We start from the raw sequence: 24,355 nt of genomic DNA, 5'->3' as shown, positions 1-24,355 counted from the left end.
CCTTCACCTGCCTTCCGGGGCTACTTCTTCGTGGTGCCGATGTTGAGGTAGTCGTACTGACCGCTGAAGGCCGCCGTGGAGACCAGGTTGGTCGCGTACTGCGGGCGGGCCAGCAGAACCTTGAAGTAGGTCAGCGGCACGAGGACGGCGTCGTCCATGGTCTTCTTGTCGATCTCGGTGTAGAGGGCGTTCCGCGCGGCGGGGTCCTCCGTGCCGATCGCCTTCTCGAGGAGGGCGTTGACGTCCTTGTTGTCGTACTGCGACAGGTTGGTGTTACCGGAAGCGCCGATCGCGGAACCGTTCAGGATCTGCTGCTGGAAGCCGTAGCCGGAAGGCCAGTCGGCACCCCACTGCATCATGATCAGACCGATGTTGTTCTTCTCGGTGAACTTCGGGACACCCGCGTAGTCGGTGAAGTACTTGCCCGACGGGTACTGCTTCAGGCTGGCGTTGATGCCGGCCTTCTTCAGCGAGGCGATGATCGCCGTGGCGGCGTCGATCTCCTGCGGGCGGTCGCTGCGCGCGGAGATGTTGGTGTTGATGCTCTCCTTGCCACAGGCCTTGAGCTGCTCCTTGGCCTTGGCGGCGTCACCCGTGTTGCCGGCGGACGCGTAGACGTCCGACTTGGCGTAGCCCGGGATGTCCGGCGGGAGAACCGTGGAGGCGATGTCGCCGCGGATCGGGCCGCCCTCGGCCGTCTGGACCGAGACCTTGTCGATCGCGAACTGCACGGCCTTGCGGCACGCGACGTTGTCGAACGGCTTCACCTTGGTGTTGATCGCCATGTAGACCAGACGGCCACCGTAGGTGTTGTCCGTGTTGGCCTTCTTGGCGGCGGAGGTGAGCACGTCCGCCTGGGTCGCGGCCTGGACACCGCCACCACCGAGGTCGATCGCGTCGCCCGCGAGGACGTCCTTGTCGATCGTCTCGGCGTTGACCTTCAGGTTGACGACGATCTTGTCCGGGTACTGCTTGCGCAGCGGGTCGGTCGCCGCGTCCCAGTTCTCGTTGCGCACGAGGACGGCCTGCTTGCCGTCGGCGTAGCTCTGGAACTTGTACGAGCCCGAGGACACGATGTTCTTGACGTAGTCGACGCCGTTGTCCTTGGCCTGCGGGACCGGAGCCGTCTGCGGCGAGGCGACCAGGTAGTCGAACTCCTGGAAGGCCGTCTTCAGGTGGAAGACGACGGTGGTGTCGTCCGGGGTCTCGATGGACGAGAGGCCCTTGGCGCTCTTGTCCTTGTAGGGACCCTTGTACTTGTCGCCGCCCACGAGGAACTGCTGGAAGTAGTTCGGACCGAGGGAGAGCACGTCACGCGCGAAGTTGGAGCGCTCGACCGCGTACTTGACGTCCTTGGACGTGATCGCGGAGCCGTCCTGGTACTTCAGGCCCGAACGCAGCTTGTACGTCCAGGTCTTGCCGCCGTCGCTCGGGACACCCTTGGAGGCCGCGAGGTCCGGGACAAGGGTGTTGCCCTTCTCGCCGGCGCCGGGCTGGAACGTCATCAGCGGGCGCGCGTACAGGCGGCTGAGGTTGTACATGTACGCGTAGTACGTGTTGCCCGGGTCGAAGGAGTCCGGCACGTCCGAGTACTCGTACGTGACCGTGCCCCCCTTCTTGGTGGAGGCGTTGACGACGTCCTTGGTCGCTGCGTTGGCCCCAGCTGACTTCGTGTTGTCGGTGTTCTTGTTGTCATCGGCCTTGCTGCAGCCTGCAACGAGCAGACTCGCGGAGCCGATGGCCGCAATGGCGGCCAGCGTTGACCTACGCATGATGGGCGGGTTCCCCTCCATTGTCGGAAACTTGGTGATCTCTCGGTGACCGTCAGGCATCAGCGGCTGCGCGGGTCGAGAGCGTCGCGGAGACCGTCGCCCAGAAGGTTGAAGGCGAGGACGGTCACGAAGATGGCGAGGCCGGGCACGATCATGAACTGCGGGTCGACCTCGTAGTAGGTGACCGCTTCACGGAGCATGCCGCCCCAGGATGCCTGCGGGGGCTGGATACCGACCCCGAGGAAGCTCAGGGAAGCCTCGAAGAGGATGTTGGTCGGGATGAGCAGCGTCGAGTAGACGATGATCGGGCCGACCAGGTTGGGCAGCAGCTCCCGGAACAGGATGTACGGGCCCTTGGCCCCCATGCCCCGGGAGGCGTCCACGAATTCCCGCTCGCGCAGGGCCAGGGTCTGACCGCGCACGATGCGGCCCAGGTAGGGCCAGTTGAAGAAGCCGATCACGAAGATCAGCACGCTCAGGTGGAGCGGGAGCCCTTCGAGGCCGAAGGCGCCGCCCTGCAGGGTGGCGGAGATGGCGATCGCGAAGAGCAGGAGGGGGAAGGCGAGGAAGGTGTCCATCAGGCGGCTGATGATCGAGTCGACGCGCCCGCCGTAGAAGCCCGCGACGACGCCCAGGATCGCGCCGATCACGTTCGACAGGATGGTGGCGCCGAAGGCGACGACCAGCGACACCCAGGAGCCCTCCAGGAGGCGGGTGGCGAGGTCACGGCCGAACTTCGGGTCGACACCGAGCGGGTGGTCCGCGCTCATGCCGCCCATCCCGCCCTTGGGCAGCGAGGTGTTGGCGTCGATCAGGTCCTGGTGGAAGGCGTTCGGGTCCAGCCCCAGCATCGACTGGATGGGCCGGGCGAGGATGGCCATCAGGATGAGCAGGACGACGATGACACCGCCGGCGACCGCCACCTTGTCGCGCTTGAAGCGCGTCCAGGCGATCTGTCCCAGGGAACGGCCCTCGATCCGCCCCTTGCCGGCTCCGGCAAGCACAGCCTCAGGCTGAGCCTCCGACGCCGCCGCGGTGGTCTCGATCGGTGCGGTCACAGTGACCCGACCCCTCTCGCCGGTGGTGACCGGCCTACGACTGCCGCTGTCTGCGGCTTGGTTCACTTGCTCGCCGGGAAGTTGACCGCAGATGGTGCGGTCCGGTGACCCGGCTGATGATTCGGCTTGCACTCGCTCACAGGATCGACAACCCCGTGTCTGATGGGCGAGTCTTCAGTGCCGCCACGATCAGTTGCCAGGCCTCATGGAGAAACTATGCGCAACCGTGATGCTTGTTGGGGGATTCCGTTATCCGAACAGTGGGTAACGGGAGTCGGACGACTGCCAATTGAGCTCGAAGGCCTCGAAAGAGTCTTTTTGATCAGAAGTCCCGCCAAAATGGGACAATCGGCGCATCTGTCCGCTTCCCCGCAGGTCAGCAGCATGGAACGCACGCCTCGTGAAGGCCGTGTGCAGAATCATGATGCCAGCCGTTCTCGCACTGGCATCCGACAGGTCCGGGATTCGGGACGCCCTCAGTAGCCGCCGCGGGCCGGCGGATAGCCGTAACCGCCCGCGGTCGGCGCCTGCGCCGGAGCGGCGTGCGCCTCGCGGTCGTAGAACGGGCGTGCGTTCGCACGCAGCCACATCGCCACCGGATCGAACTCGTCCGACATCGCGACGGTGGAGACGGGCAGGCCGTCCGGAACCGCGCCGATGGACTGCTGCATCATCGCCCGCACCGAGTCGACGGCGGGCGGCGAGGTGTCGTACACATCCAGGCCGATGGCCAAATACGGCGCCCCGAGCGTGGGTTGGACCCAGGCCCGGCGCAACGACCGTACGGCCGGGGTCAGATGGGCGTTCTGCGTGATCAGGGCGTAGAACTGCGGGATCTCGATGGCCGGTTCGGACAGTCGCAGCGGGCCCGCGGGCTGCCGCTCCAGGCCTGTGGCGATACGGCGCAGATCCAGCCACGGAATGCCGAGGCCACCGTTCGGGGCGTGCGGGTTGAGCCAGAGGCCGAAGTGGTCCGGGTACAGGGTGCGGGCGACGTCCAGCCCGTCCACGACCTCGTAACTGCGGTTCCAGCCACTGGCCGAGAGCTCCTGGGCGGAGGTGACGCAGGGCGCGTAACCGAAGCCGTCCACCTGCATGTTGCCGTACTGGGCGTCCGGGGAGCCGGCCTGGCCGTGCCACAGCAGCATCCACACCTGGCCGGACGACGGGGTCGCGAGCGCGCGAAGGAGCGCCTCGTAGGCGTCATAACGCCCGGGGGTCACCTGGCGCAGCATGTGCTCGACCTGCCCGGCCGCGGCCGTGCCCGACGCGCTCACCTTCAACCGCCCCTTCGCGAACAATTCACGACGAACTCATCCCTTACGCCCGAGGCGCCGGTTACCGACATGCGTCAACACCTCGACAAGGCCATGAAACCAGCTTATGCGGCGATCGTGCTCCGCCGGGGGAAGCAGTCGAGAGCCGGGAACCGCCGCGCGGGGCGGCGGGAGGCCCCGCGCGGCGGACGTGCGCACCCGTGGGGCACCCCCGTCACCCGCGCCGTTCAGTGACCGTGCTGGTAGAAGGGCCGCACCGTCGCCCGCATCCACTCGCCGACCGGGTCCTGCGCCACGTCGAGAAGAACCAGGTTCACCGGAATGTTCACCGGGACCCGGCCGAGGGCGCGGCCCAGGGCGTCCAGGGGCAGCGCGCGCGCGTCGCCCTCCCACACCGAGAGCTCGACGCCGATGAACATGACCGGGGCGTCGCCCTCCACGCTGGCCAGACAGCGCCGCGCGCTCAGGACGACACCGGTGGCGGCGAACTCCGCCGAGGCAGCGGCCAGGAAGTCCATCGGATCGTCCTGCCAGTCGGGCTCGAAGAGCCGCACACGGCCGCCGCTGGCCGCCCCGTCCAGCTCGGACCGCCCGGCCCTGCACAGCTCGGCGACGGCAGGCGGCGGCAGCGGCACGCCGACCACGCCGTCCGGGTTCACCACGATGCCGACCTGCGGGGGGAGCCCGCGGGCGAACTCCACGGCGGGCGCGATCGTGTACGACATGTGACCGCCGACGACCTGGCGGAACTGCTCCTCCGAGCTGAAGACGGGGACGTGGACCTGCCCGCCGATGTCCATCGTGGGCAGATCGAGCGGACCGCTCTGCGGGCCGCCGCCGTTGGGCAGCGGCACCCACACGAAGCTGCGGCCGAGCACCTCGACGATACGGGCGGCCGCCGAGGGCCCGGGCACGCCGAGGGAGGCGGACAACACCTCCTCCAGCTCGTTGCCGGGCCAACCGCCGTGCGGATGGGGGTGCGCCTGTGCCGGAAAGTCCATCTGTCTACCGTCCGCTTCGAACCATTGTTCCGGCTGGTTAGGTTAGTGGGCCGCCACGGCGGGTCAGTGGCCGAAGCCGATCCCGCGGCGCGCTGCCGGTCAGTGGCCGAAGTCGATCCTGTGCAGCACGTCCGCCGCGTCACGGTCGATCAGCACCGCGGAGCCGCATCCCTCGGGCAGGTCTCCCCGCTCGGCGGAGCGCAGCAGCCGGGCGACCCCACCGCGATGGCGGGCGAAGGCGTAGCGCGAGACGCCCCGGCCGCGATCGCGCTGGCCGTCCAGCGCGGTGCCGGGCGTGACGTCGAGCAGCAGCAGGTGCAGCGCCCCGCCGCGGCGCCGGGCCTCGCGGGCGAGCCAGCGGCGCACCCAGGCCTGCGTGCCGCAGTCGTGCACGACGAGTCCGCCGCCCTCGCGCAGGGCGCGGCGCAGGCCGGCGTAGTGCGCGAGGCGGACGAGGGGGCGGTAGAGCGCGTACGGCAGGCGCCCGGACATCCGGCCGTCCCAGCGGTCGCGGGTGTCCTGGGAGTCGACGCGCGCGCCCAGCACGGCCCGCCGCATCAGCGTCGACTTGCCGCTCCCGGGCAGTCCGCTGACCACGACCACGTCGTGCGCCCCGAAGCGGAGACCGTGCGGACTGTGCCCGACCCGGTCACGGAGGTCCCGCACGACGGCCGCGGCACGCGGTCCGCGGGCCTCCCGGGCCGGTGCGCCGGGCTGCTCGGGCAGTGCGAGACCCGAGGTCGTCGCGTACGCCGTGGTCCTGTTCACCGTGACCGTCCTCCCCTTCGATGTGGAGTCCCATCCCCGTCGAGTGTAAAGAGAAGGTAATGCCCGGCGCTTCCTCTTTTCGTACGCGGACTGCCACAGCACGGTCACAGATGGCGGGCTGCCGTGATCCGACAGCGCGTGCGATGATGGCCGCGCCAACTGCATACCGGCCGCTTGAATCCGCGCGGGAGAGTCCTGGGTACGTGTACCCGGGCGCCGAAGGAGCAAGTCCCTCCCTTGAATCTCTCAGGCACCGTTACCGCGCGGGCGAGGCACATCTGAAAAGCGGGCCGCTCCGTCGGCCCCACCCAAGGTGCAAGTCAGGACCACCGATTCGTGGGGTCTTGATGAACCTCTCAGGTTCCGATGACAGATGGGGAGGAACGACCTCGCCGTCATGCCCTGGGAGCCAGACCGATGAGCAGCAACGCACCCCGTCACACCGCGCTCGATGCCCTGCATCGTTCGCTCGGCGCGACCATGACCGACTTCGCGGGCTGGGACATGCCCCTGCGCTACGGCTCGGAGCGCGACGAGCACCTCGCCGTCCGCACGAAGGCCGGTCTCTTCGACCTCTCCCACATGGGCGAGATCACCGTCACCGGACCTCAGGCGGCGGACCTCCTGAACCACGCGCTGGTCGGCAACATCGCCACCGTCGGCGTCGGCCGCGCCCGCTACACCATGATCTGCCAGGAGGACGGCGGCATCCTGGACGACCTGATCGTCTACCGGCTCGCCGAGCACGAGGCCGGTTCCGCTCACTACATGGTCGTCGCCAACGCCTCCAACGCCCAGGTCGTGCTGGACGCCCTGACCGAGCGCGCCGCCGGTTTCGACGCCGAGGTGCGCGACGACCGTGACGCGTACGCGCTGATCGCCGTGCAGGGCCCCGAGTCCCCCGGCATCCTCAAGGCGGTCACCGACGCCGACCTCGACGGCCTGAAGTACTACGCGGGCCTGCCGGGCACGGTGGCCGGCGTCCCGGCCCTGATCGCCCGCACCGGCTACACGGGTGAGGACGGCTTCGAGCTGTTCGTCGCCCCCGCCGACGCCGAGAAGGTGTGGCAGGCCCTGACCGACGCGGGCACCCCGGCCGGTCTCGTCCCCTGCGGTCTCTCCTGCCGCGACACGCTGCGCCTGGAGGCGGGCATGCCGCTGTACGGGCACGAGCTGACCACCTCGCTGACCCCGTTCGACGCCGGCCTCGGCCGGGTCGTGAAGTTCGAGAAGGACGGCGACTTCGTGGGGCGCGCGGCACTCGAGGCCGCCGCCGCCCGCGCCGAGCAGAACCCGCCGCGGGTCCTCGTCGGCCTGATCGCCGAGGGCCGCCGTGTGCCGCGCGCCGGGTTCTCGGTCGTCGCCGGCGGTGAGGTGATCGGCGAGGTCACCTCCGGCGCCCCCTCCCCCACGCTGGGCAAGCCGATCGCGATGGCGTACGTCGACGCCGCGCACGCCGCGCCGGGCACGACCGGTGTGGGTGTCGACATCCGGGGCAGCCACGAACCGTACGAGGTCGTGGCGCTGCCGTTCTACAAGCGCCAGAAGTGACACTGGTCCGCAGGGGCCGGACATGACACGGACGCCTTCCGGGCGCCGCCACTGACGGATGCCCCCGCGGGGCTCCGGCACTGACGGGCGCCCGCCGGGGCGCCGGACGTGACCCTGGGCACATCCGCCCGGTCACCCACGCTTCCCTCCATCAGCACTCCACCGCGTACAGGAGAATTCAGGTCATGAGCAACCCCCAGACGCTGCGTTACAGCAAGGAGCACGAGTGGCTGTCGGTCGCCGAGGACGGCGTCGCGACGGTCGGCATCACCGAGTTCGCGGCCAACGCGCTCGGCGATGTCGTCTACGCCCAGCTCCCTTCGGTCGGTGACACGGTGGCCGCGGGCGAGTCCTGCGGCGAGCTGGAGTCGACCAAGTCGGTCAGCGACCTGTACTCCCCGGTGAACGGCGAGGTCGTCGAGGCCAACCAGGACGTCGTGGACGACCCGGCCCTGGTGAACTCCGCCCCCTTCGAGGGCGGCTGGCTGTTCAAGGTGCGCGTCGCCGGCGAGCCCGAGGACCTGATGTCCGCCGACGAGTACACCGCCTTCACGGCCGGCTGAGGAGTCACCCGCATGTCGCTCATGAACACCCCCCTGCACGAGCTCGACCCCGACGTCGCCGCCGCCGTCGACGCCGAGCTGCACCGCCAGCAGTCCACGCTGGAGATGATCGCCTCGGAGAACTTCGCTCCGGTCGCGGTCATGGAGGCCCAGGGCTCGGTCCTGACCAACAAGTACGCCGAGGGCTACCCGGGCCGCCGCTACTACGGCGGCTGCGAGCACGTCGACGTGGCCGAGCAGATCGCCATCGACCGGGTCAAGGACCTGTTCGGCGCCGAGTACGCCAACGTCCAGCCCCACTCGGGTGCCTCCGCCAACCAGGCCGCGCTGTTCGCGCTGGCCCAGCCCGGCGACACCATCCTCGGCCTGGACCTGGCGCACGGCGGCCACCTGACCCACGGGATGCGGCTGAACTTCTCCGGCAAGCAGTTCGACGTGGTCGCGTACCACGTGGACGAGGCCGGCCTGGTCGACATGGCCGAGGTCGAGCGGCTCGCCAAGGAGCACCGCCCGAAGGTGATCATCGCGGGCTGGTCGGCGTACCCGCGTCAGCTCGACTTCGCCGAGTTCCGCCGGATCGCGGACGAGGCCGGCGCCCTCCTGTGGGTCGACATGGCCCACTTCGCGGGTCTGGTCGCGGCGGGTCTGCACCCGAACCCGGTCCCGTTCGCGGACGTGGTCACCTCCACCACGCACAAGACGCTCGGCGGCCCCCGCGGCGGCATCATCCTGGCGAAGAAGGAGTTCGCGAAGAAGCTGAACTCCTCGGTCTTCCCGGGCTTCCAGGGCGGTCCCCTGGAGCACGTGATCGCGGCCAAGGCCGTCTCCTTCAAGGTCGCCGCCTCGGACGACTTCAAGGAGCGCCAGCAGCGCACGCTGGACGGCGCGCGCATCCTGGCCGAGCGTCTGGTCCAGGACGACGTGAAGGCCGTCGGCGTGGACGTCCTGTCCGGGGGCACGGACGTGCACCTGGTCCTGGTCGACCTGCGCAACTCCGAGCTGGACGGGCAGCAGGCCGAGGACCGCCTCCACGAGGTCGGCATCACGGTCAACCGCAACGCCATCCCGAACGACCCGCGCCCGCCGATGGTCACCTCGGGCCTGCGCATCGGCACGCCCGCCCTCGCCACCCGCGGCTTCACCGCCGAGGACTTCACCGAGGTCGCGGACGTCATCGCCGAGACGCTGAAGGCGCCCTCTCCCTTCGGGGCGGCCGACGTGGACGCCCTGAAGGCCCGGGTGTCCGCTCTGGCCGACAAGCACCCGTTGTACCCCGGCCTGAAGTAGTTCCGCAGGGTTTCTGTCCTGTGTTTTCACCCCGTACGGTTGTTTTCGTACGGACATCCGGGGCACCGCGCACACTGGAAGCAGAGCGCGGTGCCCCGTTCCATGCAGTCCCGCACCACCTCCGTCGGACAACGGCGTCCGGCGAAACCAGCAAGGAGTTCCCGTGGCCATCTCGGTCTTCGACCTGTTCTCGATCGGCATCGGCCCGTCCAGCTCCCACACGGTGGGTCCGATGCGTGCCGCACGCATGTTCGCCCGGCGGCTGCGCAACGAGGACCTGCTGGCCCCGGTCGCGTCGATACGCGCCGAGCTGTACGGCTCCCTGGGAGCGACCGGCCACGGCCACGGCACGCCCAAGGCGGTGCTGCTCGGTCTGGAGGGCGCCTCGCCGCGGACGGTGGACGTGGAGGGCGCCGACGAGCGGGTCGAGCAGATCAAGGCCTCGGGCCGGATCCGGCTGCTCGGCGAGCACGAGATCGACTTCTCCTTCGACGACGATCTGGTCCTGCACCGCCGCAAGGCCCTGCCGTACCACGCCAACGGCATGACGATCTTCGCGTACGACGCGTCGGGCGGACTCGTCCTGGAGAAGACGTACTACTCGGTGGGCGGCGGCTTCGTGGTCGACGGGGACGCGGTGGGCGAGGACCGCATCAAGCTCGACGACACGATCCTGAAGTACCCGTTCCGCACGGGTGACGAGCTGCTGCGGCTCACGAAGGAGACCGGCCTGTCGATCTCCGCCCTGATGCTGGAGAACGAGCGGGCCTGGCGCACCGAGGAGGAGATCCGCGAGGGGCTGCTCGGGATCTGGCGCGTGATGCAGGCGTGCGTCTCGCGCGGCATCACCCGCGAGGGCATCCTGCCGGGCGGGCTGCGGGTCCGCCGCCGTGCCGCCCTCTCGGCCCGCCAGCTCCGCGCCGAGGGCGATCCGCTGGCCCACGCGATGGAGTGGATCACCCTCTACGCGATGGCGGTCAACGAGGAGAACGCGGCGGGCGGCCGGGTGGTCACCGCCCCCACCAACGGCGCGGCGGGCATCATCCCCGCGGTGCTGCACTACTACATCAACTTCGTGCCGGGCGCCGACGAGGACGGGGTCGTACGGTTCCTGCTCGCGGCCGGGGCGATCGGCATGCTGTTCAAGGAGAACGCCTCCATCTCGGGCGCCGAGGTCGGCTGCCAGGGCGAGGTCGGCTCGGCCTGCTCCATGGCGGCCGGCGCGCTCGCCGAGGTGCTGGGCGGCAGCCCGGAGCAGGTCGAGAACGCCGCCGAGATCGGCATGGAGCACAACCTCGGCCTCACCTGCGACCCGGTCGGCGGTCTGGTCCAGATCCCCTGCATCGAGCGCAACGGCATGGCCTCGGTGAAGGCCGTCACGGCCGCCCGGATGGCGATGCGCGGTGACGGCTCGCACCTGGTCTCCCTCGACAAGGTCATCAAGACCATGAAGGAGACCGGCGCCGACATGAGCGTCAAGTACAAGGAGACGGCCCGGGGCGGGCTCGCGGTCAACATCATCGAGTGTTGAGCGGGTACGTCCCGGCGGCGGCCCGTGCCGGTCAGCCGGGGCGCTCTCCCTCCGGCGCGGGGGCCGGCACGGGGGCGGCTCCCGGGCCGACGAGGACGTCGCTGTGGGCGGAACGGGCCTTGGGCGGCGGGGGCGCGGCCGGTCCCGGGGCGTCCGCGGTGTCCGGGTAGAGCAGGCCGTGACGCCTGCGGGCCTCGGCCGCTGCCTCCGGTCGCGGCACCACGGTGTGTTCGGCCCGGCCGTCCGCCCGCAGGGTGGTGACCAGGCACAGACCGTCGAGGAGGCGCGCGGTCCGCACGTGCCGGGCCGCGCCCCGCGCCCCGGCGGGCACCGCCAGACACACCTCGTCCGTGGTCTCGAACTCGGTGACCGTCAGGCCCTCGGCCCGCAGCCGTCCGCCCACCGACCGGCGTTCCCGTCCTGACCGGAAGGACCACACGTCGCTGTCCTTGAGCACGACGACCGCCGCCGCCGCGGGACCCGCCCCGACGGCCGTCCCGGCTTCCGGAACCCGGCTCCAGGGAAAGGGGCGGCACAGCAGCCGCACCCCTTCGCGCTCCGCCCAGTCCACGGCGCGCTCGTGGACGACCTTGGCGCCGTGGCGGGACATCCGGCGCACTCCCTCGTAGCTGATCCGGGTCAGGGTGCGCGCCTCCGGCACGAGGTGGGGGTCGGCGGTGCACACCCCGGGCACGTCGGAGAAGAGCTCGCACGTGTCCGCGCCCAGCGTCGCGGCGGTCGCCACCGCCGAGAGGTCCGAGCTGTTGCGGCCCAGCATGACGGTCCGCCCGGCCGCGTCGACGGCCTGTCCGCCGGGGACCACCGCGATCGGGCAGTCGGCCAGGGCCCTGGAGAGCGCCTCGGGACTGGCCGAGACCAGCTCCGCCCGGTCGCCGGGCCCCTCGGCGAGGAGCCCGGTGGACGCCGCGGGCAGCGGGCAGCCGGGCACGCCCGCGGCGTCGAGCGCCGCGGCGAGCAGGGCGACGCTCACCGTCTCGCCGGCGGTCAGGAGCATCGCCGCGGCCCGGGCGGGCGGGTCGGCGGCCAGCGCGTCCAGGGTCTGCTGGAGTCTGCCCGTCGTACCGGACATCGCGCTCACCACGACGACCACCGGGCGCTCCTCCTCGGTCCCGCGACGCACCGCGTACCGGGCCACGCGGCGGTAGCCGTCGAGGTCGGCGAAGGCGGAGCCGCCGAACTTCAGCACCAGCGGCCGCGGGTCCGGGGCGCGACGGCCCGTCATCCCAGCCATCCGTTCTTCGCGGCGAGCTCCACGATCTGGAGCGCGTTCAGGGCGGCGCCCACCCACAGGTTGTCGGCGACGACCCAGAGCGCGAGGGCGCGGTCGTCCTCCGGCTCGACACGGACGCGGCCGACGTGGACCAGCGCCCGGTCCTCGCGCCGGGCGAAGACGGTGCGGGGCATCGGGTACGAGGGGCTGTGGGAGCGGCGGTGGACGCGCAGCCCGGGCGTCGCGGCCAGGGCCTCCTCGACCGCCGCGGCGGTGACGGGCTCGCGCAGGGCGATGTGCACGGCCTCGGAGTGGCAGTCGAAGACCGGCACCCGTACCGCGGTGGCGCTCACCCGCAGGTCCGGCAGTCCGAGGATCTTGCGGGGTTCGCGGACGAGTTTGCGTTCTTCGTGCGTGAGGCCGTGTCCGTCCGGGAGCCCGATCTCGGGCACGAGGTTGAAGGCCAGCGGCTGCCCGAAGCGCCCGCCGGGGGCGCCCTGCGCTCGGGGATCGTCCAGGACGGCCCTGGACTCCTCCGCCAGTTCCCGCAGGCCGCGCACCCCGCCGCCGGAGGCCGCCTGGTAGGTCGCCACCACGACGCTCCGCAGACCGGCCAGTTCGTGCACCGGGTGCAGGGCGCGCACGAGCTGGATGGTCGAGCAGTTGGGGTTGGCCACGAGGCCGGACGCCGGCCGGTCGTCGAGCGCGGCGGGGTTGACCTGGGGCACCACGAGCGGGACGTCCGGCCGCATCCGGAACGCCGAGCTGTTGTCGACGACCAGCACTCCGGCCGAGGCCAGCCGCTCGGCCTCCCGGCCACTGATCTCCGCGCCCGCGGAGAAGACGGCGACGTCCAGGCCGCGGGGGTCGAGTTCGTCGAGGGTGACCAGGTCCGCCAGGGGCAGGGACAGGCCCAGTTCGCGGCCCAGGTCCCGGCCGACGCTGCGCGCCGATCCCACGGGCACCACCTGTTCCACGGGCACGATCCCGCCGTCGAGCAGGGCCAGGCATTCCCGGCCCACCGCTCCGGTGGCGCCGACTACCGCGATGCGCAGCATTCCCGTCCTCCTGTCGCCCCGTCCGGGGCTCAGTACGTCGTCGCGTCCGGTAACCGGCCCCGGAAGGCCCGCCGGTACGCGTGGGGGGTGGTGCCGAGGAAGTGCACGAACTGGTAGCGCAGGGCGGCCGCGTTGGCGAATCCCGTACGGGCGGCCACGGCCTCCATCGTCTCGTCGGTGTTCTCCAGCAGCCGCTGGGCGCTCAGCACCCGCTGGGCCAGCAGCCACCGGTAGGGCGTGGTCCCGGTCTCCGCCCGGAAGCGGCGGGCGAACGTGCGCGGCGACATGCAGGCGCGGGCGGAGAGCTGCTCGACGCTGATCTCCTGGTCCAGGTGCTGTTCGGCCCAGGTCAGCACCTCGCGCACGCCGTCCTCCCCGTACTGCGCGACCGGCCGTTCGATGTACTGGGCCTGGCCGCCCTCGCGGTGCGGGGGTACGACCATGCGCCGGGCGATGGCGTTGGCGACGTCGCTGCCCTGGAGCTTGCGTACGAGGTGGAGGCAGGCGTCGATCCCGGCGGAGGTGCCGGCCGAGGTGAGGATCGGGTCCTCGTCGACGTACAGCACGCCCGGTTCGACATGGGCTTTCGGATAGCGCTCGGTGAGCGCCTCGGCGTACCGCCAGTGCGTGGTGCAGCGGCGTCCGTCGAGCAGCCCCGCGGCGCCCAGGACGAACGCTCCGACACAGACGCTGACCACCCGGGCGCCGCGGGCCACCGCCTGGCGCAGGGCCTCCAGCAGGGCGGGCGGAAACTCCCGGGTGTGGAAGTCGTCCCCCACCGGTATGGCGATGAGGTCGGCCTCCTCCAGCCGGTCGAGGCCGTAGGGCGTGCTGATGGTGAATCCGGGCACCGCCCGCACCGACGGGGATTCCGCGGCGACGAGCGCGAAGTCGTAGGAGGGCAGCCCCTCTTCACGACGGTCGATCCCGAATACCTCACAGACGACACCCAGCTCGAAGGGATGGACGTTGTCGAGCAGGACCGCGGCTACGTTCTTCAGCATGTTTTCCAATGTGGCAGTAATACATGGTGTTCTGACAGTCCCTCCGCTGTCGCTTGGCCGGATCAGCCCTCATACTCACGGCATGGACCCGGAAGCGCGTCGGGATTCACCCGCCGGCGCTCATGGGTGGGACACATCGTCGACGGGCTGGCCGATGGACACGATCCCGCTGCGGATACCCATGACGACGGCTTGCGTCCGATCGGACGCGCCGACCTTCATGAAGACCGCTGACAAATGGTTCTTCACCGTCTTCTCGGATATGCCAAGTGCCTTCGCCACACGCCGATTCGAATTCCCCTGGGAGATGAGGACGAGAATTTGACGTTCGCGGGCCGTCAGCACGGCGAGGGCCTGTCGTGTCCCGGTCGCCTCCGAGGAGGGCGGCGGGGCGGGGACGGCGCCGCGGCGGCCGTCGGCCCGTAAGTCCTCGATCAACTGTTCCTGGGCCTCGAGGGCGTCCTGTGCCTCGCCCAGGGCCTTGTGCACCTTGGCGACACCTTCGGCCAAGGCCGTCACGGGCTGCGCCGGTGCCCCGCAGACCACACAGCACTGCCGGGTCCCCGGTTCCTCGACCGACCCGCGCACAACAGGCGACATCAGATGAACTCCCTCCACCGAGGTGAATTGCCGGACCGCTCTTCTCCGTAGGGCCGAAATCGTGCGAGGGAAACCGGGGTACCGCGTCAGGAGGGAAGCTGCGCGTGGATCGCCACCGTCTTGCACCGCGTGTATTCACGCAGCGCCTCCAGCCCCTTCTCCACTCCGATTCCCGACCGCCGGTAGCCGCCGAACGGCAGCTCGACTCCCCCGGCCGCGCTGTAGTTGTTCACGAACACCTGCCCCACCCGGAGCCGGCCCGCGAGCCAGTGGGCACGGGTCACATCGGACGTCCATACCCCGGCGGCCAGTCCGTACGTGGTGTGTTCCGCGAGGGCGACCGCTTCCTCCAGCGAGTCGAAGACCGAGACGCACAGGACGGGACCGAATATCTCCTCGTTGAACACCCGGTGTTCCGGGGTGACCTGATCGAGGATGGTGGGCTCCACGAAGAAGCCCTCGGCGCAGGCCTTCCCCCGGGGGACACCACCGCCCGTACGGAGAACGGCGTCGCGCCGGCCCCCGGCCAGGTGGCCGAGCACCCGCTCGCGCTGTCTCGCGGAGATGAGCGGCCCCATGTCGGGATCGGCCGCTCCCGGCCCGATGGTCAGGGCGCGGAACCGTTCGACGAGCGCGTCCACCAGTTCGCGGTGAACGGACCGGTGGACGAGCAGTCGGCTGCCGGCCGAGCAGTTCTGCCCCGCGTGCTCGGTGATCGACTCCACGATCTGCGGCACCGCGCGTTCGGCGTCGAAGTCGGGGAGCACGAGGTGCGGGGACTTCCCGCCGAGCTCCAGGGTGACCGGCACGATGGTGCGCGCCGCCGCGGTCATCACGGCCCCGCCGACCTCCCGCGAGCCGGTGAAGGCCAGCCGGTCCAGGCCGGGATGCGCGGCGAGTGCGGCGCCGGCCTCCGTTCCGTGGCCCGGTACGACGTTCAGGGCGCCCGCCGGAAGTCCCGCCTCCTCGGCGATCTCCACCAGCCTGAGCGAGGTCAGCGGCGCGTCCTCGGCGGGCTTGAGAACACAGCAGTTTCCGGCCGCGAGGGCGGGTGCCAGGGTCCTGGCCGCTATCTGGAGCGGGTAGTTCCAGGGGATGATGTGCCCGCACACGCCGTAGGGTTCGCGCAGGGTGAAGGCCGGCCGGTCCGGCCGGTGCTGGATGGTCTCCCCGCCGAGGCTCTCCACGGCGTTGGCGTAGAACTCGAAGTAGCGGGCGGCGATGTCGGCGTCGGTGAGCGACTGACGCAGCGGCTTGCCGGTGTCGAGCGTCTCCAGTGCGGCGAGTTCGCCGCGCCGGGAGCGCAGGACCTCGGCGATGCGGTGGCAGATCCGGGAGCGCTCGACCGGTGTGGCGAACCGCCAGACCGTCTCGTGGGTGTGCCGGGCCGCTTCCACCGCCGCCCCGATCTCGGCCGGGCCGCAGCGGGCGACGCGGGCGACGGTGCGGGCGTCCGACGGATCGAGGACGTCGATCCACCGGTCCGTGGGAACCTGCTTCCCCGCGATGACGGCCGGGTGTTCCGGTATCGATGCATCACTCACGGGTGCATCCAGCTCCTTGGCGTGGGGGGCGCACTTCTTCGGTGGTTCAGTGGGTCATCGAACCGGCGATGACCCGTTCGAGATCACGTGCGGCGACGTCACGCGGGCAGCACACCAGCAGCCGGCGCTGTTTGAGGGCGCCCTCGACGAGGCCGGGGAGGTCTTTGGCGGAGTAGCCGAAGTCCCGCAGCCCGGTGGGTCCTCCGGTGTCCGCGACGATGCTCAGCAGGGTGGCCGGCAGCACGTCCGAACCGTTCGCCTCCGTCACCCCGTCGAGGTTCGCGCCGAGCAACCCGGCCGCGCGCAGATGGCGTTCGGGAGAGGTCGGGTAGGTGAACTCGAAGGCCGCGGCCGCGGTGGAGACGACGGCCGCCCCGTGCGGCACCATGGCGTGGTCGACCTCGTACCCGTCGGGCCGGTAGTCACGCACCATCCCCGCCACGGGGTAGGCGCAGGCGTGCGGGATGTGTGTGCCCGCGTTGCCGAATCCCATCCCCGCGAAGCTCGCGGCCCGGCTCATTCCCGTACGGGCCTCCAGGTCGTCGGGGTTGAGCACGGCGCGCCGGAGATGGCGGCCGACCAGTTCCAGCGCCTGTTCCGCCCATACGTCGCTGATCGGGTTGGCGCCGATGTACAGCGGCCGGTCGGCGGGCGTGGGGTACGGGGGGCGCCGGTCGAAGGCGCGGGCCGTGTACGACTCGCAGGCGTGGGTCAGGACGTCGTAGCCCGAGGAGGCGGTGACGGCCGGAGGCAGCGTCAGGGTGTTGACCGGGTCGACGAGCGCCAGGGACGGCATCAGCCGCAGGTCGCTGATGCCCGTCTTCACGTTCAGGTCCGTCACCCCGAGGGCGACCATGGCGGTGCACTCGCTGCCGCTGCCGGCGGTGGTGGGCACGGCCACCAGGGGCTTGAGCGGACCCGGGACCGGGGCTCCGGCGCCGATCGGAGCGTTCAGGTAGTCGCGTACCGGGCGGCCGGGGTGACTGAGCAGCAGGTTCAGCATCTTGGCGGTGTCGATCGAACTGCCGCCGCCGAGCCCGACGTAGCCGTCCACCTGGAGGGCTTCCAGTTCACGGGCTGCCTCGGCGACGCTCGTGTCGGTGGGTTCGACCCGGGCCCGGTCGAAGAGCGTGACCGAGATCCCCTCCTGCTCGATCTGCTTGGCGACACGGGCCGGCAGGCCGAGCCCGGCGAGGACCGGATCGGTCACCAGCAGCACCGAGGCGACCCCCGCTCTGCGCAGTTCGTGTCCGAGGTCCCCGGTGGCGCCGACACCGAATTTCAGCGGCGGAGCCTGCCAGGCGATTAATCGTTCATGCTCCGGCATCCCGCCACCCCACCCGAGCGATTCCACAGTCCGCCCCCGCCTTCATCGACTTGACTCGGAATTCCCGACCGAGAAATTGCATGACGAACGGCGACGCGCACCCAGACGTCTCGGCCGACTCGGTGAATCGACGTCACCTTCACTCAGAATTTCGACCAGGCGTGGGCCACAGTAGCCAGTCGGCCTGAGTCCCGCCATAGGTCCCTTGCCCTATGACAGAAACGGCTCAATCACAACCACCGGCACATATCGGAAGTCAGCGGATCAACACCCCGGTCCGCGCCCCGGCACCGGCCCGGCCCGGCGCCGGCCCCCGGGACGCCGCTGGCAGTAAATCGTGGTTGCGTGTCAGTTCCGCCACTGTCGCCGGAGCCGTCCCGGCCAGCAGAGTTGAGTCATGAAGTCCACTGGGCGGCGGTACGTGATCGTCGTAGACGGCTACCACATCAGGGACGGCGACGACCGGGGCTTCGCCAGCGCCTTCCGGGCCCGGGGCGTGCTGCCGGTCACCGTCATGAGCACCCCACGGCCACTGGCGAAATTCGTCAAGAAGAACATCTGGTACCCCGACGACTTCGAAGCCGTGCATTATTACGACGGCGACTTCGAAGCAATGGCAAAGCTTGTGGAATCCTATGACCCGGTGGGGATCGTCACCGGCAACGAGAGCGGAGTCGAATTCGCCGCGCAGCTCGTGGAACGTCTGATGCCACAGTTCCAGAACGTGCCCGGCAGCGCCCGATACCAGCGACACAAAGGCGAGATGGCACTCGCCCTGGAGCGCGCCGGAGTGCCCGGTCCGCGCACCCTGTCGACCGCCGACCCCGCCGAGGCCGCCGCGTGGATCGAGTCGAGCGGCCTCACCGGCCGGCCTCTCATCCTGAAGCCGCCGCACAGCGCCGGGACCGACAACGTGCACTTCGTGCCGGCCGGCGGCGAGTGGCTCGGCCACTTCACCCACATCCTCGGCCAGGTCAACGGGTTCGAGCTGCGCAACGACACCGTGATCGTGCAGGAGTTCCTGGACGGGCCCGAGTACATCGTCGACCTGTACTCGGTGGACGGGCGGCACGGCCTGGTCGACACCTGCGTCTACGCCAAGCACGACCGGGGCCCCCGATACGGCATCTACGACGTCGCCGACTTCCTGGCCCCCGACCACCCCGACGTGACGGTCCTCGCTCCCTACGTGATGCGCGCCGCCGACGCCGTCGGCATCCGCAACGGCTCCACGCACGCCGAAGCGATCATGACGCCGGACGGCCCCCGCCTGGTGGAGCTGGCCGCCCGCTACTCGGGGAGCTGCATGATGATCTCCGGGTCCCTGGCCACCGGCGACAACCAGATCGAGCGCACCGTACGGCACGTCCTCGACGGGGAGTTCGTGCCGTCGTTCGAGCTCGTCAAGGAGGTCCGCACACTCTGGCTCTGCTCGGACCTGGCGGGACCGGTGCACAACATGGAGATCCTCCGGGCGGTCACCGACCTGCCCACCACGTACTCCATGTCGATCCCGCCCGAGGGCAGGGACATGCCGCTCACCAACGACGTGACCACCAGCCTGGGCTGGGTCATCCAGGGCGCCGACGACTGGGGCGCCATCGAGAAGGACTCCGCCCGCATCCGCGAGCTGGAACGGACGTGGAACGCGGCCCGCGCCGACGACGCGGCCGGCGAAGGGGGGACCGCCTGACATGCCGGGCCAGTCGTTCGGGGCCCACGTACCCCACCTTCTGCTCATCTGTCCCCGCCACGACGTCCTGGGCAAGTTCGTCGGCCTGCCGGTCGCCCTCACCGTGGTCCACCGCCCCGGCGGGGACCGGGAGCTGGAGGAATCCCTCGCCCTCCAGGTGGTCGACGCCGACTTCACCGACCCGAAGGCGCTGCTCGCCGTCGCCCGCGAGGTGCACGCCCGGCGCCCCGTGGACGCGGTGCTCGGGCTCACCGAGCTCTCGCTGCGCCCGGCGAGCGTGGTGGCCGAGGCGCTGGGGGCGCGCGGCAACTCGCCTGCCACGCTCGCGCTGACCCAGGACAAGGCCGCCATGCGCGCGCACCTGCGGGAACGCGGCCTCGGCACGGTGGCCCACCGGGTGTGCTCCACCGTCGAGGAGGTCCGGGCCCTGCTCCGCGACGCTCCGGCCGGCGTGATCCTCAAACCCGTCGAGGGCAACGGCGGGACGGGCGTGCATCTCGTGCGCACGGAGGCGGAGCTGGACCGGGCGTGGGCCTGGACCAGCGGTGCCCGGACCGGTTTCGCCTGGCCGCAGGGCGCGTCCGCGTCCACCGTGCTGGCCGAGGAGTTCCTCACCGGACAGGAGTTCAGCGTCGAGTCGCTGTCGGCCGCAGGGCGCCACCAGGTCCTGGCCGTCACCCGGAAGCACACCTCGGGTGCCCCGCACTTCGTGGAGACCGGCCACGACCTGCCCGCGCCGCTGCCGCCCGACCGGCACCGGACGGTCGTCGACGCGGCGCTGAAGGCCCTGGACGCCGTCGGCTACGCCTGGGGGCCCTGCCACACGGAGGTGATGCTCGCCGAGGACGGCGAGCGCGCCACCGTCGTCGAGATCAACGCCCGGCAGGGCGGCGACCAGATCTGGGAGCTGGTCCACCACGTCACCGGCATCGACATGCTCCAGGGCGCCGTCCTCGCGCTCGCCCACGGCGTCCTGCCGGGGCGCGCCGCCGCCCACGCGGGCGGCGCCTCCATCCGCTACCTCACCCCCCGGCCCGGCCGGGTCGCCGAGGTGACGGGCGTGGCGGAGGCCCTGGCCATGGAAGGCGTCATCCGCGTCGGCGAACTGCCCTCGGCGGGCGACGACCTGGTGCCGCTCGGCGACTCCTGGAACCGTGCCGGGCACGTCGTCGCCACGGGCCCCGACCCCAAGACCGCCGCCGACGCGGCCGACGCGGCGGCCGCCCGGATCGTCGTCCGCACCGACGAGGAGGGGGCACGGTGACCTCCGAGAAGGGAGACGGGGTGACGCTCGCCGGGAACCAGGGGCCGCGGGCCGAGCACGCCCCGGGGACACGGCCCGGCCGTTTCCTCGCCGGCCGGGGTCCGGCGTACGTCGTCATCCTCGGCCGCTTCACCACCAACATCGGCTTCTTCATGGTCGTGCCGTTCCTCGCGGTGCACCTGACCAAGGACGAGGGGCTGAGCAGCTTCCAGACCGGTCTGCTCTTCGCCGTCATGGAGTTCACCCGGCGCGGGCTCGGCATCCCGTCCGGCTGGGTCAGCGACCGCTTCGGCGCCGCCCGGATCCTGACCCTCGGGCTCGCCGTCGAGGCGGGCGCGTACGTCGTGTTCACCGTGGCGGGCGGCAGCTTCGCCGTCTGGGGCGCGGCCGTCGCGCTGCTCGGCGTCGGCGGGTCCCTCAACAACAACGGCGCGCGCAGCGTCCTCGCCTCCAGCAGGTCCGGCGGGGTCGCCGCCAACCTCAGCCGCTACTACGTGTCGATCAACGGGGCCGCCCTGATCGGCCCGTTGATCGGCACCGCGCTGATGGGGGCCGACGCGATGAAGGCCGGGTTCCTCATCGCCGCCGCTCTGCACCTGGGGTTCTCCGTGACCTCCGCGGTGCTGCTGCGCGGGCTGCACGCCACGAACGCGGCGCCCATCAGGCCCGCCGCCATGGCCGAGGCGCTGCGCGACCGGCCGCTGATGATCTTCTGCTCACTCGCGGTCGGCGGCTGGTTCCTCATCACCCAGTACCGGGTCGCGCTGCCCCTGACCGTCGTCCACCAGAAGCTCGACTCCGACCTGGTCGGCCTGCTCACCGCGGGCAACGCCGTCGTGGTGATGCTGACCGTGTGGCTGCTCGGCTCGCGCGTCGAGAGGCGCTCCACGATCGGCCGCCTGGACCTGTTCGCGGCGTCCGGGGTCCTGCTCGGCGGCGGCTGGCTGCTGTGCTCGGTCGACGGGATCAGCCCCGTCGTCGCCGCCGTGATCGTCACCTCGATCGGCGAGTCGCTCTTCTGCGGTGTGGTCGACGCGGTCGTCGCGGGCCTGGCGACCGAGGGCCGCACCGGCCTCTACCTGGGCTACTCCACGATGGCCTGGGGCGTCGGCGGCATGCTGGGCGGCTTCGTCGGCGGCGGCTTCGACCTGGCCGCCGGCCATGGCGCGCTGCCGCTGTTCTGGCTGGTGCTGGCCCTTGTGGGAGTCGGCTACGGGGCGGGCACCCGTGTGGTGCGCCGCCCGCTCGCCGACTCGGTGGACCGGCGCCGGACCGCCGGGACCGCGCCGGCCGAACCACCCTCCCCGTCCGGCTGACCGGCCCGGACCGCCCGGGGCGGGCGCCTCCGACGCTCGTGCACGACGACCCGGAACACACCCCCGAACACCGACCGAGAAGGAGGCCGCATGCCGCCCAAGGCGTTGCGCGTACAGGTGCGCGAACTGATGGGCCGGGCTCAGGAGGACCTGCGGGACCTGGTCGCGCACCGGTCCGTCGCCGACCCCCGGCAGTATCCGGTGGAGGAGTGCGAGAGCGCCGCGACCCTGGTCGCACGGCTGTTCGCCGAAGCCGGCATCCCCGGGACGCGGCTGCTGGACACCCCGGACGGCAGCAAGGCGGTGTACGGCCATCTGCCGGCCGCCCCCGGCTTCCCCACCGTCCTCCTCTACAGCCACTACGACGTCCAGCCGCCCCTCGACGAGCCCGCCTGGACCACCCCGGTGTGGACCCTGACCGAGCGCGCCGACGGCCGCTGGTACGGGCGCGGGGCCGCCGACTGCAAGGGCAACATCGTCATGCAGCTCACCGCGCTGCGGGCGCTCGGCGACCTGACCGGGCTCGGGGTGGGCGTCAAGGTCATATCCGAGGGCGCCGAGGAGCAGAGCACCGGTGGCCTCGCCACCCTGATCCGGGAGAACCCGAAGCTCCTGTACGCCGACACCGTGCTCGTGTGCGACACCGGCAACTCCGCGGCCGGGCTGCCCACCGCCACCACCGACCTGCGGGGCGTCGTGCACGCCACCGTCACCGTCCGCTCGCTGGCCGGGCCGGTGCACTCGGGCACCTTCGGCGGCCCCGCCCCCGACCCGCTCAACGCGCTGATCGCGATGCTCGCCACCCTGCACGACGCCGCCGGCAACACGACCGTGGACGGCCTCGACAACAGCGGGCGCTGGCAGGGCGCGGAGTATCCCGCCGAGCGCTACCGTCACGACATCGGTGCGCGCGACGGCGTCCGGCTGCTCGGCGACGGCAGTGTGGCGGACATGCTGTGGGCCAGGCCCGCCCTCACTGTCGTCGGCATCGACTGCCCGCCGGTGGTCGGATCCGCCCCCGCCGTGCTCGGCGAGGTCACGGCCAAGCTCAATCTGCGCATCCCCTACGGAACCGAACCGGACGCCGCCTGGGAGGCGCTGAAGGCACATCTGGACCGGGCGGCCCCCTGGGAGGTCGAGGTGGAGACCGTCCGGCTCTCCTCCAGCCGCCCCTTCCGGGCCCGCACCGACGGCCCCGCCTACGCACATCTGGCCGAGGCGATGCGGGAGGCATTCGGGCGGGAGCTGACGACGGCGGGGCAGGGCGGCTCGATCCCCACCTGCGACGCGCTGCAGGAGACCTTCCCGGACGCGGAGATCGCGCTGATCGGGGTCGAGGAGCCGCAGTGCCTCATCCACGCGCCCGACGAGAGCGTGGACCCCGAGGAGATCGAACGCATGGCGCTCGCCCTCGCGCTGTTCCTGGAGTCCGTGGGAGAGCGGTCGTGACCGGTCTGGCGGGACGTCATGTCACGTTCGGCGAGGCGGACATGGCGGATCACCTGAACCGGCTCGGCCGGGCGGCTCCCGATCTGCACGCGTGCGTCGACCCGGCACGGGCCCGGGCCTGGGCCCGCCTGGCCGAAGCCGACGACTTCAAGGACGACTTCGGCGCGGACGGGGCCGGCGGCCGGGGCTCCTCGTACATCCGCGCGCAGGCCCGCAACCTCACCGCACGCGCGCAGGGCATCCACCATCTGCTCTCCCTGGTGCCGGCCCGGACCGACCGGCGGCCCGCCGTCGTCGTGGACGTGCTCGGCGGCGACGGCCTGGTCCGCAGGGTCGCGGACGCCCGGGGCCTGACCGGCCTGTCCGTGCTGACGTGCGACGCCTCCCCGTACATGGTGCGCGCCGCCTGGGCGGCCCACTGTCCGGCGCTGGTGCAGCGCGCCGACCGGCTGCTCATGCGCGACGGCAGTGTCGACGCGGTCCTCGTCGCCTACGGGTCGCACCACATCGCCGCCGAGGACCGCGCCGAACTCGCCCACGAGGCGTACCGGGTGCTGCGGCCCGGCGGGGTCCTGCTGCTCCACGACTTCCTCGTGGGGTCCCCGATGGAGACCTGGTTCCAGGACGTGGTCGACCCGTACTCGCGGACGGGCCACGCCTTCGGTCACTTCACCCGGGAGGAGATGTGGGGCTATCTGACGAAGGCGGGCTTCGAGTCGGGTGAGGTGACCGGGATGGCCGACCCGTACGTGGCGACGGCGGCCACGGCCCGGGAGGCCGAACTGGAGCTGGGGCGCTACCTGCTGGACATGTACGGCCTCGCCGCGATCGAGCGGCGGCACGCGGCGGACGCGGCCCGTCACACGGTCGAGCTGGCCAAGTCGGTCTTCCGCGAGCGGCGCGCCGACGGGTCCCTGGAGACGTTCTCGGCCGCGTACGACCCGTCCGCCCGCTCATGGACCTGCACACTTCCGCGCACGGCCGTCCTCGCGATCGGCCGGAAGTCCCCCTGAGGCGGCACCGCTCCGGGCCGACGTGGACGTTGCGGGGCAGCGCGTCGC

20 protein-coding genes and 2 riboswitches are annotated in these 24,355 nt (G+C 71.2%); of the genes, 9 read left to right on the top strand and 11 right to left on the bottom strand.

Annotated elements, in window-relative coordinates; all coding sequences use genetic code 11:
- Positions 1-20: 20 nt before the first annotated feature.
- The 5 genes from ACWEBX_RS24210 to ACWEBX_RS24190 form a co-directional block, all read right to left on the bottom strand.
- Complete coding sequence (locus tag ACWEBX_RS24210; protein WP_451886911.1) at positions 21-1,772, bottom strand: ABC transporter substrate-binding protein; 1,752 nt, start codon at positions 1,770-1,772, stop codon at positions 21-23.
- Between the two features lie 59 nt (positions 1,773-1,831).
- Positions 1,832-2,830 carry an ABC transporter permease gene (locus tag ACWEBX_RS24205; RefSeq protein ID WP_451886910.1) on the bottom strand — a complete coding sequence of 333 codons (999 nt, stop codon included), beginning with the start codon at positions 2,828-2,830 and terminating at the stop codon, positions 1,832-1,834.
- Positions 2,831-3,306: 476 nt separating this feature from the next.
- Positions 3,307-4,107 carry an enhanced serine sensitivity protein SseB C-terminal domain-containing protein gene (locus ACWEBX_RS24200; RefSeq protein ID WP_451886909.1) on the bottom strand — a complete coding sequence of 267 codons (801 nt, stop codon included), beginning with the start codon at positions 4,105-4,107 and terminating at the stop codon, positions 3,307-3,309.
- Positions 4,108-4,334: 227 nt separating this feature from the next.
- Positions 4,335-5,108: an enhanced serine sensitivity protein SseB gene (locus tag ACWEBX_RS24195; RefSeq protein WP_451886908.1), complete on the bottom strand. Its 774-nt coding sequence runs from the start codon at positions 5,106-5,108 to the stop codon at positions 4,335-4,337.
- A gap of 99 nt (positions 5,109-5,207) precedes the next feature.
- The gene (locus ACWEBX_RS24190; protein WP_451886907.1) at positions 5,208-5,876 is read right to left on the bottom strand and encodes an AAA family ATPase; all 669 of its coding nucleotides are present in this window, start codon (positions 5,874-5,876) and stop codon (positions 5,208-5,210) included.
- A gap of 175 nt (positions 5,877-6,051) precedes the next feature.
- Positions 6,052-6,148, top strand: a riboswitch (glycine riboswitch).
- Positions 6,149-6,259: riboswitch (glycine riboswitch) on the top strand.
- A gap of 34 nt (positions 6,260-6,293) precedes the next feature.
- Here ACWEBX_RS24190 and gcvT point away from each other — a divergent pair.
- From gcvT to ACWEBX_RS24170, 4 genes are all read left to right on the top strand, one after another.
- Entirely contained in the window at positions 6,294-7,427 is a 1,134-nt protein-coding gene (gcvT, locus tag ACWEBX_RS24185) for a glycine cleavage system aminomethyltransferase GcvT (RefSeq protein ID WP_451886906.1), read from the top strand.
- A gap of 185 nt (positions 7,428-7,612) precedes the next feature.
- Entirely contained in the window at positions 7,613-7,990 is a 378-nt protein-coding gene (gcvH, locus tag ACWEBX_RS24180; protein WP_451886905.1) for a glycine cleavage system protein GcvH, read from the top strand.
- A 12-nt stretch (positions 7,991-8,002) separates the two neighbouring features.
- Complete coding sequence (gene glyA / locus ACWEBX_RS24175; protein ID WP_451886904.1) at positions 8,003-9,277, top strand: serine hydroxymethyltransferase; 1,275 nt, start codon at positions 8,003-8,005, stop codon at positions 9,275-9,277.
- Positions 9,278-9,440: 163 nt separating this feature from the next.
- Positions 9,441-10,808, top strand: a complete 1,368-nt coding sequence (locus tag ACWEBX_RS24170) for an L-serine ammonia-lyase (RefSeq protein ID WP_451886903.1) — start codon at positions 9,441-9,443, stop codon at positions 10,806-10,808.
- A 31-nt stretch (positions 10,809-10,839) separates the two neighbouring features.
- Here the strand turns inward: ACWEBX_RS24170 and ACWEBX_RS24165 are convergent, their stop codons facing one another.
- The 6 genes from ACWEBX_RS24165 to ACWEBX_RS24140 all read right to left on the bottom strand — a co-directional run bounded on the left by ACWEBX_RS24165 (position 10,840) and on the right by ACWEBX_RS24140 (position 17,572).
- Positions 10,840-12,051: an amino acid kinase family protein gene (locus tag ACWEBX_RS24165; protein ID WP_451886902.1), complete on the bottom strand. Its 1,212-nt coding sequence runs from the start codon at positions 12,049-12,051 to the stop codon at positions 10,840-10,842.
- A complete protein-coding gene (locus tag ACWEBX_RS24160; protein ID WP_451886901.1) occupies positions 12,048-13,097 on the bottom strand; it encodes an aspartate-semialdehyde dehydrogenase in 1,050 nt (349 codons plus the stop codon). The genes ACWEBX_RS24165 and ACWEBX_RS24160 overlap by 4 nt, the downstream gene beginning before the upstream one ends.
- A 29-nt stretch (positions 13,098-13,126) precedes the next feature.
- Positions 13,127-14,101, bottom strand: coding sequence for a GlxA family transcriptional regulator (locus tag ACWEBX_RS24155; protein WP_451886900.1), 975 nt, complete (start codon positions 14,099-14,101; stop codon positions 13,127-13,129).
- A 120-nt stretch (positions 14,102-14,221) separates the two neighbouring features.
- The gene (locus ACWEBX_RS24150) at positions 14,222-14,701 is read right to left on the bottom strand and encodes a response regulator transcription factor (RefSeq protein WP_451886899.1); all 480 of its coding nucleotides are present in this window, start codon (positions 14,699-14,701) and stop codon (positions 14,222-14,224) included.
- Positions 14,702-14,787: 86 nt separating this feature from the next.
- A complete protein-coding gene (locus ACWEBX_RS24145; protein WP_451886898.1) occupies positions 14,788-16,245 on the bottom strand; it encodes an aldehyde dehydrogenase family protein in 1,458 nt (485 codons plus the stop codon).
- 46 nt (positions 16,246-16,291) lie between these two features.
- Positions 16,292-17,572, bottom strand: coding sequence for a hydroxyacid-oxoacid transhydrogenase (locus ACWEBX_RS24140; protein WP_451886897.1), 1,281 nt, complete (start codon positions 17,570-17,572; stop codon positions 16,292-16,294).
- A gap of 397 nt (positions 17,573-17,969) precedes the next feature.
- Between ACWEBX_RS24140 and ACWEBX_RS24135 the strand changes: the two genes are divergently transcribed.
- From ACWEBX_RS24135 to ACWEBX_RS24115, 5 genes are all read left to right on the top strand, one after another.
- A complete protein-coding gene (locus ACWEBX_RS24135; RefSeq protein WP_451886896.1) occupies positions 17,970-19,265 on the top strand; it encodes an ATP-grasp domain-containing protein in 1,296 nt (431 codons plus the stop codon).
- 1 nt (position 19,266) lies between these two features.
- Positions 19,267-20,529: an ATP-grasp domain-containing protein gene (locus tag ACWEBX_RS24130; protein ID WP_451886895.1), complete on the top strand. Its 1,263-nt coding sequence runs from the start codon at positions 19,267-19,269 to the stop codon at positions 20,527-20,529.
- Positions 20,526-21,845 (top strand): MFS transporter, encoded by a 1,320-nt coding sequence (locus tag ACWEBX_RS24125; RefSeq protein WP_451886894.1) that lies wholly within the window; start codon positions 20,526-20,528, stop codon positions 21,843-21,845. The genes ACWEBX_RS24130 and ACWEBX_RS24125 overlap by 4 nt, the downstream gene beginning before the upstream one ends.
- Positions 21,846-21,935: 90 nt before the next feature.
- Positions 21,936-23,294 (top strand): M20/M25/M40 family metallo-hydrolase, encoded by a 1,359-nt coding sequence (locus ACWEBX_RS24120; protein WP_451886893.1) that lies wholly within the window; start codon positions 21,936-21,938, stop codon positions 23,292-23,294.
- The gene (locus ACWEBX_RS24115; RefSeq protein WP_451886892.1) at positions 23,291-24,307 is read left to right on the top strand and encodes a class I SAM-dependent methyltransferase; all 1,017 of its coding nucleotides are present in this window, start codon (positions 23,291-23,293) and stop codon (positions 24,305-24,307) included. Before ACWEBX_RS24120 ends, ACWEBX_RS24115 begins: the two co-directional genes overlap by 4 nt.
- Positions 24,308-24,355: the final 48 nt, after the last annotated feature.

The organism is Streptomyces sp. NPDC005070, assembly GCF_053600395.1.
This window is presented reverse-complemented; position numbering and strand designations above follow the sequence as displayed.